Origin of the sequence: Kribbella sp. NBC_01245, assembly GCF_036226525.1 — a bacterium.
GTDB lineage: Bacteria > Actinomycetota > Actinomycetes > Propionibacteriales > Kribbellaceae > Kribbella.
The window spans coordinates 1,780,741-1,791,794 of record NZ_CP108487.1; the positions used below are offsets into that span (position 1 = coordinate 1,780,741).

Genomic DNA, 11,054 nt, shown 5'->3' on the forward strand with positions numbered 1-11,054 from the left:
AACTTCCACGAGCCGGTGTCCATCGGGCGGGATGTCGTTCGTAGTGATGGTGGGACGAGAATGCCCGACGACACGACAAGGGAGAACCACCGTGAAGTACATGCTGCTGATCAACGCCGGCGCGACCCAGGACGGCACCGCTGAGGGCTGCACCGTCGAGGATTGGATGGCGTACGACAAGACCGTCCGGGACGCGGGCATCTTCGTCTCCGGCGAGTCGCTGGCCGACCTGGTGACCGCCACGACCGTGCGAGTCGGCGACGACGGGCGGCGGACCGTCACCGACGGGCCATTCGCGGAGACCCGCGAGGTGCTCGGCGGGTTCTACGTGATCGACGTGGCAGACCTCGACACGGCGCTCGACTGGGCCGGCCGCTGCCCTGGCGCGCGTGGCGGTGGCTCGATCGTGGTCCGCCCGATCGCCGACTTCGACGTCTGACCGCCTGCTCATGAGCGATGCCGGCGAGGTCGAGCGGGTCTGGCGGGAAGAGCGCGGGCGGCTGCTGGCAGCGTTGGTACGGCGGTTCGGCGACCTCGACCTCGCCGAGGACGTCACCGCGGACGCGATCGAGGTGGCCCTGGAGCGTTGGCCGGTTGAAGGCGTACCGCCGAAGCCGGGTGCTTGGCTGATGACGACCGCCCGGCGTAAGGCGGTCGACCGGTTGCGGCGGGACAAGACGTACGCCGCGCGGCTGGCCGTGCACCAGGTGGACGCCGATCGCGCCGACCACGCGCCACCGGCCGACGCGGCTGGCTCGGATGGCGGGCTCCCGGACGAGCGGCTCCAGTTGTTCTTCACCTGCGCTCATCCCGCTCTCCCCGCCGAAGACCGGATCGCGCTGACCCTGCGCTGCCTGGCGGGCTTGACCACTCCCGAAGTGGCGCGGGCGTTTTTGGTGCCGACGGCAACGATGGCCAAGCGGATCGTCCGGGCGAAGAAGAAGATCCGGGAGGCGCGCATCCCGTTCCGCGTGCCAGGTCCGGACGAACTACCCGAGCGGCTGCCCGGCGTACTGCAGGTCGTCTACTCGATCTTCACCGAGGGGTACGCCGCCAGCTCCGGTCCAACCCTGCAACGGCTGGACGTCGCCGACGAGGCGATCCGGCTGGCGCGGATCCTCCGTCGACTGCTGCCCAACGAACGCGAGATCGCCGGGCTGCTCGCGTTGATGCTGCTCATCCACGCCCGGCGCGATGCCCGGACCGGCCCGGACGGCTCGTTGGTACTCCTCGACGAGCAAGACCGCGGCCGGTGGGACCGCGCGATGATCGAGGAAGGCCGCGCGCTGGTCGTGTCCGCGATCTCGGGCGGTCCGGTCGGCCCGTACGGCGTCCAGGCCGCGATCGCCGCGCTGCACGACGAAGCCGCCGACGTCGCGACCACCGACTGGCCGCAAATCGTCGCCCTGTACGACGTACTGCTCGCGCTCACGCCGTCCCCGGTGGTCGCGCTCAACCGGGCGGCGGCCATCGCGATGCGTGACGGGCCCGAGGCCGGGTTGGCCCTGCTGGACGACCTGACGGATGAGCCGATTTTGCGCGGGTATCACCCGTACCTGGTCGCCCGGGCAGACCTGTTGCACCGGCTCAACCGACTACCCGAGGCCGCGGCGGCGTACCGGCAAGCCCTGGAATCGGCCGGCACGGACCCCGAACGCCTGCACCTCGAACGACGCCTCCACGCGATCCAGGAGTCAGGGCGCGGTGTCGCGGGTACCGAGGGCTAGTAGACCCGTACGACTCTGGACCTAGGAGTTGAGATGGCAGTCAAGCTGAACCGAGCGGCCTTCGACCACGCCAAGGGCCTGATCTCGAAGCACCAGGTGAGCAAGGACGAGCGCGACGACTGGAGCGAGCACCAGCCGACCGCTGACGAGGAGAACGAGTACCTCGAGCGCCACGGCTGGGACGACTACTCGCGCTGGTACCTCGGTGTGGACGACGAGATGGACGAGAAGACCAAGGGCCACTACAAGTTCCCGTACGGCGACTTCCGCCGCCTCCACCGCTGCGGCCTGATCTCCGCCGAGTCCCGCGCGGCGCAGCAGGACTACGACGACATCACCAAGGCCACCGCCGAACTCCACGAACAGCTAGACGGCGAGCACGCGTGACTCACAGTTGACACGGTTGGCCGCGACGGCACGACCCACACCCGGCCACCCATGCCGCTGTCGCTTAACTCGCCGACCTGTATCGCGAAAGCGCGTGATTCGGCCTGGCTTTGTGGGGTCAGCAACAGGTCTGGAGGTAGGACTGGAGGTCTGCCAGGGCTGTCGCCGCGCCGTCGCGATCGGCCCGGTAGTAGACGGTTTTGCCTTCACGGCGAGAGGTGACGATGTGAGCGCGACGAAGGATGTCCAGTTGCTGCGAGGCGGATGACTGCCCTACGCCCGCGAGGTCGGCGACTTCGTTGACCGACAGCTCGGCGCCTTGGGCGAAGACCAGCATGATGCGCTGACGGGTCGGGCTCGCGAGCGCCTTCAGGAACTCGTGCGTCTCGGCTCGCAGCTCTGTGGCCGGCGTTTCAGCCATCGATTCTCCTCCTTCCGTGGACAGGTCGAGACTAGCTCAAATCATCATTTCATCATCTTTTAATATGATGATACGTTTGGATTATGGCTCACTCCCCTTCGGTTGTTGTCATCGTCGGCGCCGGGCAGTCCGGACTTGCGGCAGCGAGTGCCGCCAAGGCCGCCGGCTTCCGACCACTGATCCTGGAGGCCGGCGAACGACCCGTCGGCTCCTGGCCGGCGTACTACGACAGCCTCACGTTGTTCTCCCCCGCCAGGTACAGCGCCTTCCCGGGCGTCCCGCTTCCTGGCGACCCTGATCGCTACCCGTCCCGGGACGAGGTCGTCGCCTACCTCGAAGCGTTTGCGGCCACGCTGGACGTCGAGCTCCGTACTGGCGTACGCGTCGTCAAAGTCACCACCGCCGGTACGGGCTTCGCTGTTCACACGGAGAGTGGTGAGGTAGTTCAGGCTGCGGGAGTCGTCGCGGCCAGCGGCTCCTTTGGGAGCCCCTTCGTCCCGTCACTACCCGGCCTGGACGGCTTCACCGGCGACGTACTGCATGTGGCGGGTTATCGCAGACCTAAGTCGTACGCCGGCCAGCGGGTCGTAGTAGTCGGTGCAGGCAACTCTGCCGTCCAAGTCGCCTACGAACTCGCAGACGTCGCCACGGTGACACTGGCCGTGCGTAGACCCGTCCAGTTCATCCCGCAGGTCCGTGGTGGCCGTGACATGCACTATTGGCTGACGAAATTGCGTATCGACCTACTGCCGCCCGCCGTACTCTCGCGGGTCATACGCGGCACTCCCGTCTTCGACACCGGCGAATACCGCGCCGCGCTCGCGTCGGGCCGGTACCGCCAGCGTCCGATGTTCAGTGGCTTCGACGGCGACCACGTGGTCTGGCCGGACGGTGAGCGGGAACGGGCCGACACGGTCATCCTGGCGACCGGCTATCGCCCGAACGTCGACTATCTGGAACCACTTGGCGCTCTCGACACCGCCGGGCTGCCGCTGCACAAGGGCGGGGTTTCACTGACGCATCCCGGCTTGGTCTATGCCGGACTGGAGTTCCAGCGTTCGTTCTCGTCGAACACCCTGCGCGGCGTACACCGCGACGCGACCCACGTCATCGCCGCACTGAAGGCTCATCTCTAGGGACCGCCTTGCCTGTTGATTCGATATAAGTCAAGATAGACGCATGTCGAAGCAGGAGATTCCCTTGGAACGCAGCGGTGGGTGCTGCACGCCGATCTCGGTGGCCGCGCTGGACTCGACCGCCGCCGCCGATGGTGCAGCGGCGTTCAAGGCACTCTCCGACCCGATCCGGCTCAGGCTGATGTCGATCATCGCATCATCGGGTGACGAGGTCTGTGTCTGCGACATCACTCCGCATTTCGAGGTCAGCGGACCGACGATCTCCCACCACCTGCGGGTCCTTCGCGAGGCCGGGCTCGTGGATTGCGAGCGCCGCGGCACCTGGGTCTACTACTGGTCCATCCCCGAGCGTCTCACCTGGGTATCCACGCTGCTGTCCGTGCCGGAGACCGCCGGCGCCTGAGCGCGCCCATCCCCTCAAACCCAGCTGGAGCTCTGCCTGTGACCGACCTCGTCTTCGAGTTCGAAGCCACCGACGAAACCCGCGCCTGACCTTGACGTCCTCGGCCTCCCAGGTGTCCTCGGCGTCGTTGGCCTCCCAGCGCGTGCGAGTGGCCGTCATTGGTGGCGGTCAGGCGGGGCTCGCGACCGGGTTCTACCTGCGCCGGGCGGGGCTCGTCCCTGGTGTGGACTTCGTGATCCTCGATGCGGCCGAGCAGCCGGGCGGCGCGTGGGCGCGGATGTGGCCGACGCTGCGCACCTTCTCCCCCGCCCAGTACTCGTCGCTACCCGGCTGGATGATGCCCTCGTACGCCGGGTATCCGCCGGCCGGACACGTCGTCGACTACCTCACGCGGTATGAGGAGCGGTACGACTTGTCGGTCCAGCGCCCCGTACGCGTCCATCGCGTCGAACGGGCCGACGGCGGCCTGCTCGTACGTACCGACAAGGGTGATTGGCTCGCCGAACACGTCGTCTCGGCGACAGGCACTTGGTCGCGCCCCTTCTTCCCGACGTACCCGGGTCGCTTTCGCGGCCAGCAACTCCACACCGCCCAATACCACCGGGCCGCCGACTTCGCCGGCCAACGAGTCGCCATCATCGGCGGCGGAAACTCGGCCGCCCAAATCCTCGCCGAGGTGTCCGCGGTAGCCGATACAACCTGGCTGACCCAACGCCCACCCCGCTTCCTCCCGGATGACGTCGACGGGCGCGCCCTCTTCAACCTCGCCACCGCCCGCCGCCAGGCCCTCGCAACACCAGCCGGCTCGACGACCTCAACCAGTACAACGGCCTCAGCGAGTACAACGGCCTCAGCGAGTACGACGGCCGCGGGCAGTACGACGGCCGCGGGCGTTGGCGGCCTTGGCGACATCGTCATGGTCGAGGCCGTCCGCGAAGCCCGCGCCCGCGGCGTACTGGACGCACACCCGATGCTCACCCACCTGACCGACACGGGCTTCTCCTTGCCCGACGGCACCGACCAGCAGGTCGACACCATCATCTGGTGCACCGGGTTCCGCCCCGCCCTCGCCCACCTCGCCCCGCTCGCCCTCCGCGAACGCGACGGCCGCATCGCCACCGCCGAAACCCAAGCCCTGAGGGAATCCCGGCTCCACTTGGTCGGCTACGGCGACTGGACCGGTCCAGCCTCCGCCACCCTCATCGGCGTAGGCCAAACCACCCGCCCCCTGGCCGCCGCCCTGACCAATTGAGGTGGCAGACGCGCCGAACGGCGGTAGCCGCACTCGGGTGAGTGCGGCTACCACTTGTGTACGACGCTCGCGCAACAGCCGGCGGTCGTTCGGCTTCGTTGGTGTTACTTGCCTGCGTTGTAGGCGTTGATGAGGACGGTGCAGGGTGAGACGCCGCCACGGTTCTGGCTGTTGAAGAGAACGCTCGCCTCGACACCACCCGGGAACTTGGCGTGGCAGGTGTTCAGTTCAGTGCCGTTGAACTGCAGCAGACCGTCGTGCCAGTAGATGCCGGTGTTCGATCCACTGTTGGAACCGCCACGCCAGCCCAGCTTCAGGCTGTCCATCTGCAGACGAACGGCGGGCGAGATGATGGTGCCGTGGGCCAGGTGTGCCTGCCAGCGGACCAGGTCCATGGCCGACAGGTGCAGACCACGGTGTCCGGCGCACTGTTCAAAACCCACGCCGCTGAGCTGGTAGAAGACTCCGCCGTTGGCGACGTCGTTCACGTTGTAGGCCAGCGCCGCGGTGGACGGGTTGGCTGAGATACAAGAGGTCGGCGCGATGCCGGCCGGTGCGAGCAGCCGCTCGTTCACGTAGTTCAGAGCCCAGAGACCCGAGTTGGTCGAGGAGACCACCGGCACGCCGCGGTTCGGCTCAACGTCCCGCCACAAGCGCGGGATGATCAGCCGAAGGACGGCGTAGTTCATGTTCGTGTAGAGCCCCGGCGACGGAACCGTCAACTTGAGACCCACAGCGAACTCAACGCCGGTGTATGACTTGTTGTACTGCGCGAGCTGCGCGGCGGTCAGAGTCTGCTCCAGCTGCTCCAGGCCAGAGGTGTGGTTGAGCAGGTGCCGGAAGGTCACCTTGTCCCAACTCGCGTCCGCCTTCTGCTGGAAGCTGAGCGGCAGGAACGGCATGATCGGCGAGTTGACCGTGAGACCCGGCGTCTTCTCGATCAGCTTCTGCACGGCGACCGCGGTGAAGTTCTTGGTGGAACTGGCGATCTCCATCCGGGTGGTCGAGGTGAAGTTGACGTTGCCATCCGGTCCCGTGCGGGCCTTGCCGGCGCTGCCCGAGGTGGCGTACTGGCCGTTCTCGGCGATGGCATACGCGAAGCCGACCGTGTTGCCACCACCGAGCGCCTTGGCGATCGAGGCGCCCATGGCGCTGGTGTCGACGCTCGGATCGACGATGACGTCAGCGGAAGCCTGCGTGGCGGTGGCCCCGATGGCGGTAAGCAGAGCGGCCGCTGTGGCGACCGTGGCAATGGTGCGTCGGATGAACATTTTTCGTTTCCCCCTGGTCCGGCACCGGCTGTCCCGATGTCTCGTCACAACCTTCGCCGTGCAACCACCCTTCACGCATGAGGGACCACCCCTCATCCCCCCAACTGGGGGTACGCACATCTCCATCCCCTGCCCACCATCAGTCCGCGCGCCCGAAGCCTGCACGAGCGGTCTGCCTAGTTCGCTCCCTAGTTCGCTCTTCATGTTCTGCCTCCTTGACGCGCCTCGCCTGGGCCCCGGTTCGGTGGTCCGGGGCCCAGGGTCAGTGGCTCACGGCAACCACCGACACCAACCTCGTCAGTCCGCTCTGGGGAAGCCCGCTGACTAGGTCGGCGCAGAGAATGTACGGCTTTCCGGTGCGGATATCCGGGCAGAAATTGCCTTGTGGATAACGACTTTCGGGTTTGGACCGGTCTGCGCGGTCGACTATAATCGAGCACATGTTCGACACCGACCTGGCTGAGCTGGCCCCCGCGGAGCAACTGTCCGCGCTGGGCCAGTTCCGCCTGGGCCGCAATCGCATGGAGGTCCGCATCCTCGAAGGCATACTCGCCTTCGCCGACAACCATCCCGAGCCGCGCCCCTCCACCACTCGCAGCACCGGCGACCTCACCGCACCCGGCGGCGACGACCCGATCGAGGGGCTGCCGGGCATGGAACGGTTGAAGGTGTACGGCGGCGAGGGCTGCCCGCCAGTAGGCGAGTTCGTAGCCGCGGACCTGGGCGCCGTGCTGGAGATGTCATCGACAGCGGCCGCGGGCCTGCTGGGCGACGCGCTGGGGTTGCGGCACCGGCTGCCGCGGGTGTGGGCCCGGGTGCTGGCCGGTGAGGCACGGGCGTGGCGGGCCTGCCGGATCGCCCGCGCCACCGCGGCCCTCCCGCTGGAAGCCGTCGCGATAGTGGACGCGAAAGTGGAAAAGATCATCGACCGGGTCGGCCCGGACCGGCTGAAGAACATCGTGAACGGCGCGATGTGGCAAGCCGACCCCGAACGCGCCCAAGCCCAAGCCGAAGAACTCGCCCGCTCACGCGGCGTATGGGTAGGCCGATCCGACTCGCTAGGCACCAACACCCTGTTCGTCAGGGCCGCCACCGGCGACGTGATCCAAGTCGACGCAACTATCCAAGCACTGGCCGACGCGCTGAAGGCACTGGGCGACCCCGACCCGGTGGACAGGCGACGCGCCAAAGCAATCGGCTGGCTGGCCGACCCCGCCGACGCCATCAAACTCCTCCACGCCGCCCGCCACCTCGCCACCAACCCACCCCACCCAGCCGAGCGTCGAGCACCCCAGCCCAGCCCAGGCGAGCGCCGAGCAGCCGAGTCTGCCCCAGGCGAGCGTCGAACAGCCGAGTCTGCCCCGGGCGAGCGTCGGACAGCCGGGTCCAGCCCACGCGAGCGCCGAGCAGCCGAGTCTGCCCCGGGCGGGGACGGCACAGGCACAGGCAGCCACGGACCGAGCGGGCTCGGCTCAGGCGGGCACGGCTCAGGCGAGCACGGACCGAGCGGGCACGGCTCAGGCAGATCCCGGTCCGGCCAGGCGGCCGAGACCACGCCGGACCACCCCACCGAGGCCAGGACCGATGTCCGGGGCGAAGCCCGGGTAAGTGGGCACGCCGGTCACCGCGATGACGATCCGGCTGAGTCCCTAGCCGGCCGATCGGCCGAGTCCCAGGTCGGCCATCCAGACGGCGATCCAGGCAAGGTCACCCAAAAGCAGCCTGCTGAGGAAGAGGTAGCTCGGGAGGAGCAGTGGCTTCGGGGTGCGGGCTGGCAATTGGCTGCCGATGGATGGGATCAGTCGTACATTCCGGATTCGGATCAGCGAGGACTTGATGAACCTCCACCAGTCGAGGAACCGCCACCACCAGACGACCTGGTGCCCGACGGACACCCGTCGCCGGATGGCCCGATGCCCGGCGACCCACTGCGACATGTGCCGCTGCCGGACGTGCCACTGCAGGATGCGCCATCGCCGGACGCGCCGCTGCAGGGTGTGCCGGTGTCGGATGGGCCGTTGGCAGGGCTGCTGCCTGCGGCTGGAGGCGCGTGCGTACCTGCGGCTGGAGGCGCGTGCGTACCTGCGGCTGGTGGCACGGGCGTAGCTGCGGGTAGAAGCACGGGCGTTCCTGCGGGTGGAGGCGCAGGCGTTCCTGCGGGTGGAGGCGCAGGCGTTCCTGCGGGTGGAGGCGCAGGCGTTCCTGCGGGTGGAGGCGCAGGCGTACCTGAGGCTGGAGGCGCGCGGGGCGGTGCGGTTTGGGAGGGCGATGAGTTTCGGCGGGGGTCGTTGAGTAGCCGGTTGGCCGAGATCAAGGACAGTGCTCGTACTGGCGAGGCGCGGGCCGGTGCGGGGGCGGCTCGGGTGGAGGTCAAGGTGCACCTGAGTGCCGAGGACTTGGCCGCGCTGGCTCGCAGTGGACCACATGGCGAGGGCGCGGGCGGGAGTGGCGATAAGGGTGGTCGTGGTCGCGATAAGGGTGGTCGTGGTCGCGATAAGGGTGGTCGTGGTGACGATAAGGGTGGTGGGGTGATGCGGGTGGAAGGTGTGGGGCCGGTGTTGGCGTCACTGCTCAAGGAAGTGCTGGGGCATGACAAGGTCGTGCTCAAACCCGTCATCGACCTGCGCGAACGGGTCAGCGTTGACGCCCATGAGATCCCGGCACGTATCCGGGAACGCGTGTTGTTGCGGGATTTGTACTGCGTGTTCCCGTGGTGCAACAGACGGGCAACCCCTTCGATGGACCTCGACCACGTCGTGCCGTACCGGAAGGACGGGCCGCCGGGGCAGACCAGTACGGACAAGCTGGCGCCCGAATGCCGGTATCACCATCGGTTGAAGACTCATGGCGGGTGGAACTGCGTCGTGCTGACCGAGGGTACGTATCAGTGGACCAGTCCCGAAGGTGCCCGATTCGTGGTCGACCACACGGGGACCCGGGCGGTCGACGACGAAGCCGCGGATGCAGCCATGGATGCAGTTATGGATGCAGCCATGGACAGCTGGGTGTTGTCTGAGGTCGAGTCGGCGGCCGGAGGGCATGCGGCGCCTACGGCTGGAGGTCGAGGGGCGCGTGCGGGCGGCGGATCGGCCGGGTCAGTTGCGCCGGGCCGGCGTGGGAAGGCGCGCAGGCGGCGGGAGGGCCGTCCGCAATCGGGAGGGGAGGTGCGTGGTCAAAAGGCGCCGCTATCCAAATCCTGAGCGTTCGGCTCTGGGCGAGGGGCGACCGAGGGGTTACTTCGTGACGATGGGCATTTGGGTGAGGGCGCATTCGATCCAGGTTGTGCCGGGAGCTAGGAGGAGGGGTTTGCCGTTGGTGGTGGTGAATTTGAAGGGATCCGGGACCGCGCCTTTGGACCAGCGGCCGTTGATGACCTTGTTGCCGGTGAAGAGTTGGAGGTCGCCGGAGGCGTCGAAGAGGTCGAGGGTGGTCATGCTCGGTCTGGCCTGAGCGAAGCTGGTGTCGCGGGCGGCTTTCAGGACGATGACGTTGTCCGCGGTGACCTGGGTGCCGTTTTCGAGCAGGTGGCGCGACCACTTCTCGGCGCGGAGCCAGCGGCGGGTGCGGGCGTCGTACTTCCAGGTCACGCTGGCTGGTCCGCCGTACCCGATCGCCACCGAGGCGGCCTTCTTGCCTTGGAGTTGGGCGGTGGATTGGGCGGCGTCGGGCGCGTAGGCGAAGTACGGTATCGGGGCCGTCTTGCGGTCGGTCAGCGCGAGCAGTTTGGCGGGTTGGGCGAAGACGTGGTTCGGGGCTCGCCGGGTGCGGTCGATCTTGTACGTCCCGGAGGGCACGCGCAACGTGCCGAGGTTGGCGAGGCCCGAGGCGCGGTCCATGTATTCGAGCACCCACTTGTCGGCCATCGTGTTGGCGATGACGCCTTTGGTCGGGCCGATCAGCGCGGAGTCCATTGGGCGCAGAGAGCGTACGGGGCCGATCTGGGCCGGCAGGCGGGAGTGGAAGATCGCGGCGAGCCGGGTGGTGCCGGTGGCGATGGGTTCGACGAACACGATGTCAGCGTTGCCGAGTCCGCGGTGTGGATGGGCGTCCGCGGTGTTGGAGATCTTCACCGTGATCGCGGGCCGATGGGCAAGGTCCTGCTCGGTCCGTACGCCGGTCAATGGCGCGCGTCCGGCCATGCTCACGCCACCCTCGCCGGCCGGCGTCGTCGTCGCGGTACCGGGCGACCCGGGCAATCCGCTGTCCCACGTGCAAGCGGGGATGACGGCCAGCACGGTCAAACCGACCAGCGCCGGCGTGGTCGCGAACCGAGGTCCTCGGCGTACCGCGCGCACTCGTTCCATGGCTATACAGTGCCCCGCTCCAGCCATCACGAGCGGTAACCGGCGCGGCGCGTCCCGGCGCCCGAAATTGGTTGCTGAGGGCAAGAGGTTGTTTTCGGGGTGTGATCTTGACACGCGGTGTGCGGGCGAGGACTCTCGGAGAGGGACCCAGGG

General features: G+C 67.8%; 10 protein-coding genes. 7 read left to right on the forward strand and 3 right to left on the reverse strand.

Annotation, left to right across the window (positions count from 1 at the left end; genetic code table 11):
• Positions 1-100: 100 nt before the first annotated feature.
• The 3 genes from OG394_RS07875 to OG394_RS07885 are packed head-to-tail and all read left to right on the forward strand — an operon-like array spanning position 101 to position 2,114.
• Positions 101-439 carry a YciI family protein gene (locus tag OG394_RS07875; RefSeq protein ID WP_328996812.1) on the forward strand — a complete coding sequence of 113 codons (339 nt, stop codon included), beginning with the start codon at positions 101-103 and terminating at the stop codon, positions 437-439.
• Between the two features lie 10 nt (positions 440-449).
• Positions 450-1,727: an RNA polymerase sigma factor gene (locus OG394_RS07880; protein ID WP_328994341.1), complete on the forward strand. Its 1,278-nt coding sequence runs from the start codon at positions 450-452 to the stop codon at positions 1,725-1,727.
• A 33-nt stretch (positions 1,728-1,760) separates the two neighbouring features.
• Positions 1,761-2,114 (forward strand): hypothetical protein, encoded by a 354-nt coding sequence (locus tag OG394_RS07885; RefSeq protein WP_328994342.1) that lies wholly within the window; start codon positions 1,761-1,763, stop codon positions 2,112-2,114.
• A 118-nt stretch (positions 2,115-2,232) separates the two neighbouring features.
• Here the strand turns inward: OG394_RS07885 and OG394_RS07890 are convergent, their stop codons facing one another.
• The gene (locus OG394_RS07890) at positions 2,233-2,535 is read right to left on the reverse strand and encodes an ArsR/SmtB family transcription factor (protein ID WP_328994343.1); all 303 of its coding nucleotides are present in this window, start codon (positions 2,533-2,535) and stop codon (positions 2,233-2,235) included.
• Between the two features lie 83 nt (positions 2,536-2,618).
• Here OG394_RS07890 and OG394_RS07895 point away from each other — a divergent pair, with 83 nt between their 5' ends.
• The 3 genes from OG394_RS07895 to OG394_RS07905 all read left to right on the forward strand — a co-directional run bounded on the left by OG394_RS07895 (position 2,619) and on the right by OG394_RS07905 (position 5,326).
• Entirely contained in the window at positions 2,619-3,671 is a 1,053-nt protein-coding gene (locus OG394_RS07895) for a flavin-containing monooxygenase (RefSeq protein WP_328994344.1), read from the forward strand.
• A gap of 43 nt (positions 3,672-3,714) precedes the next feature.
• A complete protein-coding gene (locus tag OG394_RS07900) occupies positions 3,715-4,074 on the forward strand; it encodes an ArsR/SmtB family transcription factor (protein WP_328994346.1) in 360 nt (119 codons plus the stop codon).
• 148 nt (positions 4,075-4,222) lie between these two features.
• Positions 4,223-5,326, forward strand: coding sequence for an NAD(P)-binding domain-containing protein (locus OG394_RS07905; RefSeq protein WP_328994347.1), 1,104 nt, complete (start codon positions 4,223-4,225; stop codon positions 5,324-5,326).
• 104 nt (positions 5,327-5,430) lie between these two features.
• Here OG394_RS07905 and OG394_RS07910 read toward each other — a convergent pair whose 3' ends face one another.
• Positions 5,431-6,597 carry a serine hydrolase domain-containing protein gene (locus OG394_RS07910; RefSeq protein WP_328994348.1) on the reverse strand — a complete coding sequence of 389 codons (1,167 nt, stop codon included), beginning with the start codon at positions 6,595-6,597 and terminating at the stop codon, positions 5,431-5,433.
• Positions 6,598-7,037: 440 nt separating this feature from the next.
• Here OG394_RS07910 and OG394_RS07915 point away from each other — a divergent pair, with 440 nt between their 5' ends.
• Positions 7,038-9,797 (forward strand): hypothetical protein, encoded by a 2,760-nt coding sequence (locus tag OG394_RS07915; RefSeq protein WP_328994349.1) that lies wholly within the window; start codon positions 7,038-7,040, stop codon positions 9,795-9,797.
• A gap of 33 nt (positions 9,798-9,830) precedes the next feature.
• On the opposite strand, the gene OG394_RS07920 is transcribed toward OG394_RS07915, so the two are convergent.
• A complete protein-coding gene (locus tag OG394_RS07920) occupies positions 9,831-10,901 on the reverse strand; it encodes a DUF3048 domain-containing protein (protein WP_328994350.1) in 1,071 nt (356 codons plus the stop codon).
• Positions 10,902-11,054 lie beyond the last annotated feature (153 nt).